13 protein-coding genes and 3 pseudogenes are annotated in these 14,866 nt (G+C 71.1%); all 16 read right to left on the reverse strand.

Annotation, left to right across the window (positions count from 1 at the left end):
- Positions 1–2: 2 nt before the first annotated feature.
- Entirely contained in the window at positions 3–536 is a 534-nt protein-coding gene (locus A0130_03665; protein ID ANF33280.1) for a hypothetical protein, read from the reverse strand.
- A 1-nt stretch (position 537) separates the two neighbouring features.
- The gene (locus tag A0130_03670; protein ANF30900.1) at positions 538–1,893 is read right to left on the reverse strand and encodes a dihydroorotase; all 1,356 of its coding nucleotides are present in this window, start codon (positions 1,891–1,893) and stop codon (positions 538–540) included.
- A complete protein-coding gene (locus tag A0130_03675) occupies positions 1,859–2,827 on the reverse strand; it encodes an aspartate carbamoyltransferase (GenBank protein ID ANF30901.1) in 969 nt (322 codons plus the stop codon). Before A0130_03675 ends, A0130_03670 begins: the two co-directional genes overlap by 35 nt.
- Complete coding sequence (locus A0130_03680) at positions 2,824–3,384, reverse strand: bifunctional pyr operon transcriptional regulator/uracil phosphoribosyltransferase (protein ANF30902.1); 561 nt, start codon at positions 3,382–3,384, stop codon at positions 2,824–2,826. The genes A0130_03675 and A0130_03680 overlap by 4 nt, the downstream gene beginning before the upstream one ends.
- Before the next feature lie 154 nt (positions 3,385–3,538).
- Positions 3,539–4,252 carry a hypothetical protein gene (locus tag A0130_03685; protein ID ANF30903.1) on the reverse strand — a complete coding sequence of 238 codons (714 nt, stop codon included), beginning with the start codon at positions 4,250–4,252 and terminating at the stop codon, positions 3,539–3,541.
- Positions 4,249–4,677: a transcription antitermination factor NusB gene (locus A0130_03690; protein ANF30904.1), complete on the reverse strand. Its 429-nt coding sequence runs from the start codon at positions 4,675–4,677 to the stop codon at positions 4,249–4,251. Before A0130_03690 ends, A0130_03685 begins: the two co-directional genes overlap by 4 nt.
- Positions 4,678–5,241, reverse strand: a complete 564-nt coding sequence (locus A0130_03695; protein ID ANF30905.1) for an elongation factor P — start codon at positions 5,239–5,241, stop codon at positions 4,678–4,680.
- 69 nt (positions 5,242–5,310) lie between these two features.
- Positions 5,311–5,748, reverse strand: a complete 438-nt coding sequence (locus A0130_03700) for a 3-dehydroquinate dehydratase (GenBank protein ANF30906.1) — start codon at positions 5,746–5,748, stop codon at positions 5,311–5,313.
- Between the two features lies 1 nt (position 5,749).
- Positions 5,750–6,133, reverse strand: a complete 384-nt coding sequence (locus tag A0130_03705; protein ID ANF30907.1) for a hypothetical protein — start codon at positions 6,131–6,133, stop codon at positions 5,750–5,752.
- Positions 6,130–7,207: pseudogene (locus A0130_03710) on the reverse strand (3-dehydroquinate synthase). Before A0130_03710 ends, A0130_03705 begins: the two are co-directional and overlap by 4 nt.
- Positions 7,204–7,719, reverse strand: a complete 516-nt coding sequence (locus A0130_03715) for a shikimate kinase (GenBank protein ID ANF30908.1) — start codon at positions 7,717–7,719, stop codon at positions 7,204–7,206. Before A0130_03715 ends, A0130_03710 begins: the two are co-directional and overlap by 4 nt.
- A gap of 4 nt (positions 7,720–7,723) precedes the next feature.
- A pseudogene (locus tag A0130_03720) lies at positions 7,724–8,931 on the reverse strand (chorismate synthase).
- Between the two features lie 31 nt (positions 8,932–8,962).
- Positions 8,963–9,802 (reverse strand): hypothetical protein, encoded by an 840-nt coding sequence (locus A0130_03725; protein ID ANF30909.1) that lies wholly within the window; start codon positions 9,800–9,802, stop codon positions 8,963–8,965.
- A 294-nt stretch (positions 9,803–10,096) separates the two neighbouring features.
- A pseudogene (locus tag A0130_03730) lies at positions 10,097–11,616 on the reverse strand (hypothetical protein).
- A gap of 112 nt (positions 11,617–11,728) precedes the next feature.
- Entirely contained in the window at positions 11,729–12,184 is a 456-nt protein-coding gene (locus A0130_03735; protein ID ANF33281.1) for a crossover junction endodeoxyribonuclease RuvA, read from the reverse strand.
- Positions 12,185–12,202: 18 nt separating this feature from the next.
- On the reverse strand, positions 12,203–14,860 hold the full coding sequence (locus A0130_03740) for an alanine--tRNA ligase (protein ID ANF30910.1): 2,658 nt from the start codon (positions 14,858–14,860) through the stop codon (positions 12,203–12,205).
- Between the last annotated feature and the right edge of the window lie 6 nt (positions 14,861–14,866).

Consider the following 14,866-nt stretch of genomic DNA (forward strand, 5'->3'; position numbering starts at 1 on the left):
CGTCACACCTCCTTGTCGTTCGGGCGGGACTCGCCCGCCGCGTCCGGAGCGGCTGCTCCGGGGACGATTTCGTGGATGGCCGCGGTCAACTGCGCGCGGCCGGCCGGGTCGACGACCCGGAAGTAGCTGTCGGCGGCCGTGCCGCCGCTGGTGGTCCACCCGAGGCGGAGCAGGCCGTCGCGCTCGACCGCGCGGTCGATGGCGACGCTCGCCGCGCCGACGCCGGTGACGACCGCGGCCGGGATGAACACCGGCGTCTCGCCGGTCACCGCGATCGCGACGCCCTCGGGCCGGACGGTCACCACGGCCTTTCCGCGGAACGCGAGCCCCGGGAGCGCCAGACGCTCGAGATGCTGACCGGCTTTCGTCGTGGCGACGTACAGGGCGTCCGTCTCCGCCGTCGGAGCGCTCAGCGTCCCGGGCGTGGAGTAGCCGGCGCCCGCGCCGCTGTCGCGTCGCACGCGGCGGCGCCAGCCGACGATCGCGAGGGCCAGGACGATGACGACGACCGCCAGGATGCCGAGGGTGGGGAGCAGCTTATCCACGGGCTCCCACCTCCTCGGCGTCGCGCACGACGCCGTCGAGCACGGTCGGGCGGCCCTGGTGGAAGGTCGCGACGACCCGGCCCGGCAGGGTGAGGCCGAGGTACGGGGAGTTGACGCCCTTGCCCGCGAGGTCCTCGGTCGAGAACGTCCGTGACACGGTCGGGTCGTAGAGGAACAGGTTCGCCGCGGCCCCGGGCTCGAGCGGGCCGCCGTGGCCGTCGAGCCGGCCGATCCGCGCCGGCGTCGCCGAGAGCACGCGGGCGACGTCGGTCCAGCCGAGCATCCCGTTGTCGACGACGCTGGCCTGCACGACCGACAGCGCCGACTCCAGGCCGACCATGCCGAACGCCGCCGCATCCCACTCGCAGTCCTTCGACTCGACAGGATGCGGAGCGTGGTCAGTGGCGACGATGTCGATCGTGCCGTCCGCGAGGCCGGCGCGCAGCGCCTCCACGTCCTCCCCACGACGGAGGGGCGGGTTCACCTTGTAGCGCGCGTCGTAGCCGGAGGCCAGCTCCTCGGTCAGCGCCAGGTGGTGCGGCGTGACCTCGGCGGTGACGTCGATCCCCCGGGCCTTTGCCCAGCGGATCACGTCGACGCTGCCCGCGGTGGAGACGTGGCACACGTGGAGCCGGGAGCCGACATGCTCGGCGAGCAGCACATCCCGGGCGATGATCGACTCCTCGGCGACCGCCGGCCAGCCCGCCAACCCGAGCTCGCCGGAGAGCTCGCCCTCGTTCATCTGGGCGCCCTCGGTGAGCCGGGGCTCCTGCGCGTGCTGGGCGATGACGCCGTCGAACGCCTTCACGTACTCGAGCGCACGGCGCATCAGCAGCGGGTCGGAGACGCATTTGCCGTCGTCCGAGAAGACGCGGACGCGGGCACGGGACGCGGCCATCGCGCCGAGCTCGGCGAGCCGCTCCCCCGCGAGGCCCACGGTGACCGCGCCGATCGGGCGGACCGTGGCGTAGCCGGCGGCCTCCCCCAGGCTCAGCACCTGCTCCACGACCCCGGCGGTGTCGGCGACGGGAGACGTGTTCGCCATGGCGAACACCGCGGTGAAGCCGCCCGCCGCGGCGGCCCGGGTGCCCGTCAGCACGGTCTCGCTCTGCTCGTAGCCGGGCTCGCGCAGGTGGGTGTGCAGGTCGACCAGTCCCGGCAACGCCAGAAGTCCGTCCGCGTCGATCCGGGTCGCGCCCGCGGCGCTCAGCCCGGTGCCGACCTCGGCGATCCGTCCGCCGTCGACCAGCAGGTCGGCACGGGAGCCGTCGGCCAGCGTCGCGCCGACGATCAGGAACTTCTCCACACTCACCTCACACCACCTGCCCGCTACCGCTGCCGCTGTCATTCCCGCTCAGCAGCAGGTACAGGGCCGCCATCCGCACGGAGACACCGTTCGCGACCTGCTCCCGGACCGTCGAACGCGGGGAGTCCGCGGCCGCGGCCGAGATCTCCAGCCCGCGGTTCATCGGCCCAGGGTGCATCACAATGCTATCGGCCTTGAGCCGGCCGAGCCGTTCGTCGTCCAGTCCCCAGGTGCGCGCGTATTCGCGGGAGTTGGGGAAGAACGCGTCGTTCATCCGCTCGGCCTGGATGCGGAGCATCATCACCACGTCCGGGCTCTCGGCGATCGACTCGTCCAGGTCGTAGCGGACGCGCACGGGCCAGCCGTCGATGCCGACCGGGAGCAGCGTCGGAGGCGCGACCAGCGTCACCTCGGCCCCGAGGGTCTGCAGCAGCCACACGTTCGACCGCGCGACGCGGGAGTGCAGGATGTCGCCCACGATCGCGACAGACACGCCCGCGAGGTCCTTCCCGCGCGAGGCGGAGCCATGCAGCCGCCGACGCATGGTGAACGCGTCCAGCAGCGCCTGCGTCGGGTGCTCATGCGTGCCGTCGCCCGCGTTCAGGATGCCGGCGTCGATCCACCCGCTCGTCGCGAGCGTCTGCGGGGCGCCGGAAGAGCCGTGGCGGATGACCACCGCGTCCGCGCCCATCGCCTGCAGCGTCTGGGCCGTGTCCTTCAGGCTCTCGCCCTTGCTCACGCTGGAGCCCTTGGCGGAGAAGTTGATCACGTCGGCCGAGAGCCGCTTGGCCGCGGCCTCGAACGAGATGCGGGTGCGGGTCGAGTCCTCGAAGAACAGGTTGACGACCGTCTTGCCGCGCAGGGTCGGGAGCTTCTTGACCTCGCGCTCCTGCACGTCCGCCATGTCCTCGGCGACGTCGAGCAGCTGGATGGCGTCGTCGCGCGACAGCCCGCGCGTGGAGAGCAGGTGCCTCATGCGTCCACCCCAGCCGGCTCCTCGATGGTCACCGACTCCTCGCCGTCCGTCTCGGCGAGCCGCACGTAGATGCGCTCGGAGGCCGCCGACGGCAGGTTCTTGCCCACGAAGTCCGCCCGGATGGGCAGCTCGCGGTGACCGCGGTCGACCAGCACCGCGAGGCGCACCGCCCGCGGGCGGCCGAGGTCGCTGATCGCGTCGAGCGCGGCCCGGATGGTGCGGCCTGAGAAGAGCACGTCGTCCACGAGCACCACGGTCTTGCCGTCGATCGACCCGGGCAGCGAGGTCGGCTGCGGGGTGCGGGTGGGATGCCGCGACAGGTCGTCGCGGTACATGGTCACGTCGAGCGCGCCCACGATGTCGGCGGGCGAGTGGATCGCCGCCGGTTCGATGCGCTGGATGTTCTCGGCGATCCGCCGCGCGAGCACGACGCCGCGGGTCGGGATCCCGAGGATCACCAGCTCGTCCGTTCCCCGGTTGGACTCGAGGATCTCGTGGGAGATCCGAGTCAACGCCCGGGCGATGTCAGCCTGCTGCAGCACGGTACGCGCTGTCATGCCGACCTCCTTCCCCGCCTCACAGGACGGCTCTTAAAGGATGCCTACGGCCTCCACCCTACCAGCAGTGTCTGCGGCACTTCGGAACGTCTGCGCCGGGTCGCCCCAACGCAGACGTTCCAAACCACCGCAGACAGCAGCGTTGGAGACCGGGTCAGTGGTCGGCGAGGAAAGCGGTGAACGCCTTCTCGTCGGTCACGCCGCCGGGATACTGCTTGCCGTTCACGAGGACGGTCGGGGTGCCCTTGATCACGTCGAGCACCTTCTTGCCGTCGACCTCGATCGGGCCCTTCTGCGAGTTCGCCGTGTTCCGCTGCGCCCATGCCTGGTAGGGCCCGCTGTCGGCGAGGCAGGCCGAGATGTCCCCCGCTCCCGCGTCGCTCGCGCGCTTCGCGAGCTCCTTGTCCGTCAGACCGTCGGAGTTCTCCTCCGGCTGGTCGGTGAACAGCGCCTGGTAGAACGGCAGGACGGCGTTCTCGTCGGTCACGGCGACGCACGTCAACGCGGCGGCCGCGCGGGTCGAGTAGCCCGTGCCGTTCGAGACCGCGTCGAGGAACGTCAGCGGGTGCAAGCGCAGCGTGATGTCGCCGCTGTCGACGGCCTTCGCCAGGGTCTCGCCGTTGGCCTTCTCGAACGCGCCGCAGACCGGGCACATCGCGTCGAACCAGATGTCGACCTTCTTCGCGCCGTCCCCTGCGGTGATGAAGCCGCCGTCGAAGTCGACCGCGCCATCCGTGCCCTTCGGGGGCGCGTCCGTCGCCACCGGCACGTTGGACGCGCCGCCGAGCAGCGAGCATCCTGCCGCGGCCACACCCACGCCGACCGCGAGCACGACGGCCGCCGCGATCCGGCGCAGACGGGCGCTCATCCGCGGTTCGCCGAGCCGTTGGCCTGGGCGATCTTGGCGAGGAGGCCGTTCACGAATCCGGCCGAGTCGTCCGTCGAGAGCACCGTCGCGGCCTCGACCGCCTCGGAGATCGCGACGCCGTCCGGCACCTCGTCGTTGTACAGAACCTCCCAGACGCCGATGCGCAGGATGGCGCGGTCGACGGCGGGCATGCGGGCGAGCGTCCACCCCTGCGCGTACGTCTCGATCTGCTCGTCGATCTCGTCCTGGTGCTCGATGACGCCGTCGAGGATCTCGCGGGCGTAGAGCCACGAGGCCTCGCGCGCGGGCTGGGATGCCGCGCGCTCGGCCTCGGTCGCGAGCGCCTGGCGCAGCGGCGTCTGCCGCAGGTCGGCGCTGTAGAGGACGTCGAGGGCGCGCTTACGGGCCTTGGTGCGCGCGCTCATCTAGTCGTTGACGCGGCCGAGGTAGTCGCCCGTGCGGGTGTCGACCTTGACCTTCGTGCCGGTCTCGAGGAACAGCGGGACCTGGATCTGGTAGCCGGTCTCGACGGTCGCGGGCTTGGTGCCGCCGGTCGAGCGGTCGCCCTGGAGGCCCGGCTCGGTGTAGGTGATCTCGAGCACGACGGAGGCCGGGAGCTCGACATAGAGCGGCGAGCCCTCGTGCAGCGCGACGGTCACGTTCTGGTTCTCGAGCATGAAGTTGGCGGCGTCGCCGACGACCGGGCCCGGGATGGTGATCTGGTCGTAGTCGGAGGTGTCCATGAACACGAAGTCCGCGCCGTCCTGGTACAGGTACTGGTAGTCGCGGCGGTCGACGTTGGTGATGTCGATCTTGGCGCCGGCGTTGTAGGTGCGGTCGACCGTCTTGCCCGTCGTGACGTTCTTGAGCTTGGTGCGGACGAACGCACCGCCCTTGCCCGGCTTGACGTGCTGGAACTCGATCACGGTCCAGAGCTGTCCGTCGATGCTGAGGACGACGCCGTTCTTGATGTCAGCGGTAGAAGCCAAGAGGATGTTCCGTTTCGTTGGTGAGAGAAAGATGCGGGGAGCGCAGAAGGCCCCAGAGGATTCTAGACGTCAGCGCCCGTTTCGGCGAATGAACGCCAGCGCCAGCCGGTACGACTCGAAGCCGAAACCGGCGATGACGCCGGTGGAGACGGCGGTGAGCACGCTGGTGTGCCGGAACTCCTCGCGGGCGTGCGGATTGGACAGGTGCACCTCGACGACGGTGCCGCCGGCCTTCGTCACGAGGGACACCGCATCCCGCAGCGCGTACGAGTAGTGCGTCCACGCGCCGGCGTTCAGGATGACGGGCGCGCCGGAGTCGGCGGCCTCATGCAGCCAGCCGAGCAGCTGCGCCTCGTCGTCGGTCTGGCGCAGGTCGACGCGGTCGTCGCCCGCGTCCTCCTGCAGGACGGCGCGGAGGTCGTCGAGCGTCCCCGAGCCGTACACGTCGGGCTCGCGCGTGCCTAGACGGCCGAGGTTGGGGCCGTTCAGGATCAGGATGTCGGCCACGTCACTCCTCTCCGTCCTTCAGCGGGCGCACGCGCACCGCCGACCAGGTCTCGTCGACCGCGATGTTGCTGACCCCGCGCCAGCCGTAGGTGCGCGCTTCGCCGGCCACCACATCCCGGTTCACGTCGGCGCGGCCGCCCTTCGGGTACACGACCCAGACTGCACGAGCACCGGTGGCTACCGGCAGCTGCTCGGCGTAGCGGGCCAGCAGCTCGTCCCGGGTGCGCACGACCGTCGCGACGACCGCCGCGTCCGCGACCGCCGCCTCCGTCGCGCCCTCCGGCAGGACCCCGAGCAGCGCGCGATCGTCGTCGTCCGCGACCACCAGCGCGACGCCGTCGCCGGCCTTCGCCTGGAACCGCTGCAGCACGGTCTTGTCGGTCACGAACCCACCTCCTGGTATGCGGCGAACAGCAGGCTCTGGTCCGGGCCGGCCAGCACCGTCGGGCGCGCCACGTCGTCGAGCACGATGAATCGGAGCATACTGCCCCGCGCCTTCTTGTCGCGCTGCATGGTCGCCAGCAGCGTCTGCCAGCGGCCGGCCGGGTAGGAGACGGGCAGGGTGAGGGACTCCAGGATGCGGCGGTGCCGCTCCACGACCTCGTCGCTCAGCCGGCCGCTCAGCCGGGCCAGTTCGGCGGCGAACACCATGCCGACCGAGACGGCCGCGCCGTGCCGCCACTGGTACCGCTCGGCGTGCTCGATCGCGTGGCCCAGGGTGTGGCCGTAATTGAGGATCTCGCGGAGCCCCTGCTCGGTGAAGTCCTCCCCACGACCCGCGCCTTGATGCCGATGGAGAGCTCCACCAGCCGGCGGAACTCGGGGCTCTCGGGTCCGTCGCCCGGTCGACGTCCGCTTCGAGGATGTCGAGAATCTCCGGCTCGGCGATGAAGCCGTACTTTACCACCTCGGCGAACCCGGCGAGCAGCTCGTTGCGCGGGAGCGACGACAGGGTGTCGAGGTCGCAGATCACCGCGGCGGGCGCGTAGAACGCGCCGACGAGGTTCTTGCCCTCTGCCGTGTTGATGCCGGTCTTGCCGCCGACCGCCGCATCCACCATCCCGAGCAGCGTCGTGGGCACCTGGATGAGCTTCACGCCGCGCAGCCAGGTCGCCGCGACGAAGCCGGCGAGGTCGGTGACCGCGCCGCCGCCGAAGCCGATCACCGCGTCGGAGCGGGTGAAGTCCGCCTGCCCCATGATCTGCCAGAGGAACGACGCGACCTCGACGCGCTTGGCCGCCTCCGCGTCCGGGATCTCGGCGAGCAGCACCTCGTAGCGGTCGACGAGCGACTCGCGCAGCTCGGCGGCCGCTGCTCCGAGGGTGGGCTGGTGGACGAGCAGGATCTTGCGCACCCCGCTGCCCAGGTACGGCTCGAGGCCGAAGCGCACGCCGCGGCCCACGACGACCGGGTACGGCTCGCGTCCAGCGACGAGGATCTCGGTGGGTGCGTCGGTCATGCGTGTCCTTCCGTGGCGCCGTCGCGGACCCACGCGGCGATCTCGGCCGCGATGGTGTCGATCGGGCGGGTCGAGGTGTCGGCCGTGTAGTCGGCGAGCGACTGGTACAGCTCGCTGCGGGAGGCGACCAGGCGCTTCCAGGAGTCGAGGTCGGTGATGAGGGGGCGCTTGCCGTTGGTGATCCGCTTGGCGATCGCCTCCGGCTGCACGGTGAGGAGAACGACGCGGGCGCCGGCGAGGTCGGCCTGCGTCGCCGGGTCGAGCACGGCTCCCCCGCCCAGCGAGACGATGCCGGGATGCCGGAGCGCGTCGGCGACCGCGGCCCGCTCCCGCTCACGGAAATACGGTTCGCCGTGAGTCGCGAAGATCTCGGGGATGGGGCCGTGCAGGGAGACCACCACCGCGTCGGTGTCGACGAACGGCAGGTGGAGCAGCCGGGCGAGCCGCTTGCCGACGCGCGACTTGCCCGCCGCCGGGGGTCCGATCAGCGCGATCGTGTCGGGCGACGTCACGGCGTCAGGCGTACGGCGCGTGGACGCGCTCGGTGGTGAGGTTCTGCGGGATCGCGTCGAGGTAGCCGCGCAGGTTGCGCGCCGTCTCGGTCACGGAGTCGCCGCCGAACTTCTCGAGCACCGCGTTCGCCAGTACCAGGGCGACCATCGCCTCCGCCACCACGCCCGCGGCGGGCACGGCACAGACGTCGGAGCGCTGGTGGTGCGCCGGCGCGGCCTCGCTGGTGGCCACATCCACGGTCCGCAGCGCGTGCGGGACGGTCGCGATCGGCTTCATCCCGGCGCGGACGCGGAGCACGCCGCCGGTGCTCATCCCGCCCTCGGTGCCGCCTGCCTTGTCGCTGGTGCGGACGATCGTGCCGTCCTCGGCCAGCAGCTCGTCGTGCGCCTCGGACCCGCGGCGGGTCGTCGTGAGGAAGCCGTCGCCGATCTCGACGCCCTTGATCGCCTGGATGCCCATCAGCGCGGCCGCGAGCTGCGCGTCGAGCTTGCGGTCCCAGTGGACGTGCGAGCCGAGCCCCGGCGGGAGGCCGTAGGCGAGCACCTCGACGACGCCGCCGAGGGTGTCGCCGTCCTTGTGGGCCGCATCCACCTCGGCGACCATGCGCTCGGAGGTGGCGGGGTCGAAGCAGCGCAGCGGGTCGGCGTCGAGCGTGTCGACGTCGGTCGGGCGCGGAAGCGGGGAGTCCTCGGGGACGCGGACCGGGCCGATCGAGAGCGTGTGGCTCACCAGGGTGATGCCGAGCTCGTTGAGGAAGGCCTTGGCAACGGCGCCCAGCGAGACGCGGGCCGCCGTCTCACGCGCGCTGGCGCGCTCGAGGACCGGACGGGCCTCGTCGAAGCCGTACTTCTGCATGCCGACGAGGTCGGCGTGGCCCGGACGCGGGCGGGTCAGCGCGGCGCCGCGACCGGAGTTCAGCACCTCGGGGTCGACCGGCTCGGCGCTCATCACATCCACCCACTTCGGCCACTCGGTGTTGCCGATGCGGAGCGCGATGGGGCTGCCCATGCTGAAGCCGTGGCGCACGCCGCCGGAGATGTCCAGCGCGTCCTGCTCGAACTTCATGCGCGCGCCGCGGCCGTAACCGAGCTTGCGGCGTGCGAGATCGGCGCGGATGGCGTCGAGCGACACCGGGACCCGGCGGGCAGGCCCTCCAGGACGGCGATGAGTTCGGGACCGTGGGATTCCCCGGCCGTGAGCCAACGAAGCATGCTTCGATTCTGGCATATCGGCCGTGGTGCCTCAGTTCTCGAGCGGGTCGCCCTGTTCGTCGATCCCGACCGCGTCCAGCATCGCTGCGAGCACGCCCGGCTCGTCCTCGAGCGGCTGCAGCGGGTCGCCGGAGACGAAGATGCGGACCTGCAGCAGCGCCTGGTGCGCCAGCATGGCGAGTCCCGACACGGTGCGGCCGCCGACGGCCTCCCACTGCCGGGCCAGCGCGGTCGGCCACGGCTCGTAGGCCACGTCGAACAGCACCGAACGGCGGCGGGTGGAGTCGGTGTAGACCGCCTCCGTCGTGGTACCGCCGGGCAGGGTGCTGATGACGAGGTCCGGGACGTCGAGCGAGCGGTCCGCCTGCGAGAACGGGCGGATGCGGACGCGCAGCCCGAGGTCGTTCGCCAGCGGCTCGATCCAGGCGCTGCGCGCGAGGTCGCGGACGTGCACGTCCACGCGCTCCGCGCCCAGCTCGGCGGCGGCGACGAGAGCGGACGCCGCGGTCGCTCCCCCGCCCAGGATGTGGACGTACCGCGCCTCCTCGAGCCCCGCGGCCTGCAGCGCTCGGACGATGCCGGCCACGTCGGTGTTGAAGCCACGCAGGTCGTCGCCGTCGAGCAGGACCGTGTTGGCGCCGCCGGTCTGGTCGGCGATGCGGTCGGTCTCGGTGAGCAGCGGAAGGACGGCCTTCTTCAGCGGCATGGTCAGCGACAGGCCGCGCCACTCCGGACCGAGTCCGTCGATGAACGCCGGCAGGCCGTCCTCGGTGACCTCGACGGCCTCGTACGACCAGTCGAGGCCGAGTGCGTCATACGCGGCACGGTGCAGCTCAGGCGAGCGGGAGTGGCCGATCGGCGAGCCCAGCACCGCGAGCCGGCGGCTGGGGCCTTGGCCTTGCGCGGTGTCCCCTTCTTGGCCGCTTTCGCGGGCGCGGGGGCAGACTCGGGCTCAGGTTCACCCGCCGGCTCGGCTTCCGCCTCCTCCTGGTCGTCGTCCGCCGGCTCCTCGCGCTCGGCGGCCTCCTCGGCCTCCGCGACCGCTGCCTCCTCGGCCTCCGCTTCACGCTCGGCCTCCACGATTTCGGCGATCAGCGCCTCGGCCGACGCCTCGGAGACGCCGTCCTCCACTCCCAGCTCGTCATCGGCCGGTCGGTTGCGGGGTTCAGCCATAGTTCGGGTTGTCCTTCATCCACTGCTGCCACTTCTCCACCGCGGCCTCGTGCTCCGCCTGCGTGGTCGAGAAGATCGTCTCGCCGGTCTGCAGGTTCCAGGTCACGAAGTACATCCACGGGCCGTCCGCGGGCTTCTGCACGGCGTTGATCGCCAGGTCGCCCGGGTTCGAGATCGGTCCGACCGGGAGGCCCGGGTGCACGTACGTGTTGTACGGGTTGCCGGCGTCCGCACGCTCGGCATCGGTGGTCTCCACGCGGTCGGTGTGACCCGTGCCGTACGCGACCGTGGCGTCGGACTGGAGGTCCCAGCCCTGCGCGATGCGGTTGAGGAACACGCGCGCGACCTTCGGATAGTCGTCCTTCAGTCCCGCCTCGCGCTGCACGATGGAGGCCAGCACAACCGTGTTCCACCGGTTCGCGGGAGCGACTCCGGCCTCGTCGAGCGACTGGAACATCCGGTCGACCATCGTCTTGATCGCCTGCTGTGCCGTGGTGCCCGGCGCGAACGTGTAGGTGGCCGGGAACAGGAAGCCCTCCAAGGACTTCGCCTCCGGCGGCAGCCCGTAGGCCGCCGGGTTCGCCGCGGCGGCCTGGAGGTCGGCGAGCGGGATCTTCGTGGAGTCGGCGACCGTCTGCAGGATGTCCTTCTCGACGGTGCCCTCGGGGATGACGGCCGTGTTCTCGACGCGCGAGGCGGGATCCTGCAGAGTGGCCAGGGCCGCAGCCGCACTCATCTTCTTGGCGAGCTTGAAGACGCCCGGCTGGAACTCCGGCTCGGGCTTCTGCCGCAGCAGCAGCGAGTAGAAGGCCTCGTAGGTCTTCACCACGCCCGCCTTGGCCAGCTTGTTCGCGATCGTGGAGCCGTCGTCACCGGATGCGATCGTGAACATGACCTCGCCCGAGCCGTTGCCCTTGTAGTCGTTCTCCGGTGGGAACAGGGCGTCCTGAACCTTGGCGATCTGAGGCTGGAAGATGGCGTACGCGCCGCCCGCCATGCCGCCCAGGACCGCGAGGATCACGACCGTGACGATGAGCCGCTTCACCCAGCGGCGCTTCTTCGGGGGCTCCTCGTGGGACAGGTAGTTCTGCTGCCGCCAGACGAGGGGGTGCTCGTCCTGGGCTGACGCGTCATCGGTGTCCAGCACTCCGAAGAGAGTACGCGCAGGATGGTCGTGATGCGAGTGCGACCGCTCGTCGACACCGTGCCGGGCTGCGACCCCACCGGCTGGGGCTCCTCGACCTGCGCGACGGGACCGGTGACCACCGCGTCGAAGTCGAGCCCGGCGAGGGCGGCGACGTCGGCCGGCGACTCCTGCGTCGGGGTCGGCGACGAGATGGGCGAGCCGTCGTTCAGGGACCAGCCGGCGGCCGACGGCGACACGGCGGCCGAGACCGGCTGTGCGGGCGCCTGCGGCTCCTCCGGCCCCTGCGGCTCCTTGTGCTCCTCCGGAGCGCCAGCCTGAGCGCGCTCTTCCGCCTCGCGGGCGGCGCGCGCCTCCCGTCGCGTCATCGGCGGACGCTCTCCGCCGCCGGACGCCTCGCCGGCGGGCGGAACCGCGGGAGAGCGGTTCACGGCCGGGAACGAGGGCGGCTCCGGCCGCTCCTGGGGGTTCTGAGACAAGCTACTGTCCAATGCTCGTTTCGACGGGGTCACCCGGCGGACGGCCGGTGGCCCGTTCCGCGTCGAGGGCGTGCTGCAAAATTATCGTGGCCGCGACCTGGTCCACGACCGGACGCGCCTTCTTCGTGTTCCTGCCCGACGCGCGCAGCGCCTGGGACGCCGACACCGTGGAGAGTCGCTCGTCCACCAGTCGTACCGGAACACCCACCTCTGCGGCCAGCGTTTCGGCGAAACCGATCGCGTCTCCGGTGGAGGCGGTGTGGGCGCCCGAGAGCGCCAGCGGCAGTCCGACGATAACCTCGAAGGCTCCGAGTTCCCCGACGATCTCGGCGATCCGGCGACGATCCACACCGTCTTCGGAGCGTGCGACCGTCTCGACCGGGGTCGCCAGCATCCCGTGGAGATCGGACCGGCTGACGCCGATCCGGACCTTGCCCACGTCGATGCCGACGCGCACCCCGCTGCGCATCGGGAGTTATCCGATCGCCGAGACGACCGCGCTCAGCGCCGCCGGGATCGCTTCCGCGTCGGTGCCTCCGCCCTGGGCGAGGTCGGCCTTGCCGCCGCCCCCGCCGCCGAGCACGCCCGCGGCGGTCTTCGCCAGAGCACCGGCGTTGACGCCGGCGTCGCGCGCCGCCTGGTTGGTGCCGACGATCACGACCGGCTTGCCGCCGGCCCGCGCCGCGAGGGCGACCGCCGCCGCATCCGAGCCGAGACGCTCGCGGACCGTGGTGACCAGCAGCCGCAGGTCGTCGGCCGTGTTGAGGGTGCCCGCATCCTCGGCGACCACCGTCACCGCGCCGCGGCGCGTCGCGGACTCCAGCAGCGACGGCACCTTGTCGAGCACGGCGCGGGCCTCGAACGCCTGGATGCGCTTCTCGGCCGCCTTGAGGTTCGCCATCAGGTCGGCGATCTTCTCCGGCAGCTGCTCGCGCGGCGTCTTGAGCGAGCTGGACAGCTGCGACACGATCGTGCGCTCCACCGCCAGGTCTTTGAATGCCTCGAGACCGACGAGCGACTCGACACGGCGGTTCGTCGAACCGACGGACGACTCGCTGACCAGGTTGATCATCCCGATCTCGGAGCTCGTCGACACGTGGGTGCCCGCGCACAGCTCGCGCGACCACGGGCCGCCGATGTCGACGACGCGCACCACGTCTCCGTACTTCTCGCCGAACAGCGCCATCGCGCCGAGCGACTTGGCCTCGGCGAGCGGCAGCTCACGGGTGGTGACCTCGAGGTTCTGGCGGATCGCGTTGTTCGAGATCTCCTCGATCTCGCTGCGGGTCTCGGCCGAGAGCGCCTGGTTCCACGAGAAGTCGAGACGCAGGTAGCCGGCCTTGTTGTACGAGCCCGACTGGTGCGCGTTCGGCCCGAGCACCTGACGAAGGGCCGCGTGGATGATGTGGGTGCCGGAGTGCGCCTGGCGTGCGCCGCGACGGTAGTCGGCATCCACGATGCTGGTCGCGGGCGCGCCGACGCCCACCTCGCCGCTGCGCACGAGCACCTTGTGGCTGATCAGGCCCTTGACCGGCTTCTGCACGTCGAGCACGTCGAGCTCGTAGCCGGGGCCGACGATCGTGCCGGCGTCCGCATCCTGACCGCCGGACTCCGCGTAGAGCGCGGTCGCGCCCAGGATGATCTCGGCCACCTGGCCCTCGCGGGCGCGGTCGACCGACCGGCCGTCGACGATCAGGCCGAGCACGCTCGACTCGGTCGTCAGCTCGGTGTAGCCGGTGAACACGGTCTCGCCGAGCGAACGGAACGAGCTGTAGACCGACAGGTCGGCCAGCGCGGTCTTCTTCGCCTTGGCGTCCGCCTTCGCGCGGGCGCGCTGATCGGCCATGAGCTTGTCGAACGAGGTGCGGTCGACGCTGAGGCCGGCCTCCTCCGCCATCTCGAGGGTCAGGTCGATCGGGAAGCCGTACGTGTCGTGCAGCAGGAACGCGGTGTCGCCCGCGAGCTGCCCGCGACCCTCCTTCTGCGTGTTCGACACGGCGGTGTCGAGGATGCTGGTGCCCGCCGCGAGCGTACGCAGGAAGGTCTCCTCCTCGGCGTACGCCAGCTGCGAGATGCGGTTGAACTCGGTCTCGACCTCCGGGTAGGCCGCCTTCATCGCGTCGCGCGACACCGGGAACAGCTCCGGGAAGGTCGCCGTCTCAACACCCAGCAGGCGCATGGAGCGGATCGTGCGGCGCAGCAGGCGGCGGAGCACGTAGCCCCGGCCCTCGTTGGACGGCGTCACGCCGTCGGCCATGAGCATGAGCGCGCTGCGGACGTGGTCGGCCACGACGCGCAGACGAACGTCGTCCTCGTGCGCCTCGTTGCCGTAGGGCTTGTTCGCGAGCTCGGCCGCGCGGTCGAGCACCGGCCGCACCTGGTCGATCTCGTACATGTTGTCGACGCCCTGCTTGATGAACGCCACGCGCTCCAGTCCGAGGCCGGTGTCGATGTTCTTCTTCGGCAGGTCGCCGAGGATCTCGAAGTCCTTCTTGCCGTCGCCCTCGCCGCGCAGGTACTGCATGAAGACGAGGTTCCAGATCTCGACGTAACGGTCGTCGTCCGTGGCGGGGCCGCCGTCGATGCCGTACGCCGGTCCGCGGTCGAAGAAGATCTCGGAGCATGGACCCGCGGGGCCGGGCTGACCGGTCGACCAGTAGTTCGTGTCCTTGCCGAGGCCCTGGATGCGCTCGGGCGGCAGGGTGGAGACGCGCTCCCAGATCTCGCGCGCCTCGTCGTCGTCCTCGTAGACCGTGACCCAGAGGTCCTTCGGGTCGAAGCCGAGGCCGCCCTGGTCCTCCGACGTGGTCAGCAGCTCCCACGCGAACGTGATCGCCTGCTCCTTGAAGTAGTCGCCGAAGGAGAAGTTGCCCGCCATCTGGAAGAAGGTGCCGTGACGCGGGGTCTTGCCGACCTCCTCGATGTCGAGCGTGCGGATGCACTTCTGGACGCTCGTGGCGCGCGGGAACGGCGCAGGCACGACGCCCGTGAGGTACGGCACGAAGGGCACCATCCCGGCCACCGTGAAGAGCAGCGACGGGTCGTCGCTGACCAGGGAGGCGGAGGGGACGACGGTGTGGCCGCGCTGCGCGAAGAAGTCGAGCCAGCGGCGGTGGATTTCAGCGGTCTGCATGGGTTC

Origin of the sequence: Leifsonia xyli, from assembly GCA_001647635.1 — a bacterium.
GTDB classification, from domain to species: Bacteria; Actinomycetota; Actinomycetes; order Actinomycetales; family Microbacteriaceae; genus Leifsonia; species Leifsonia xyli_A.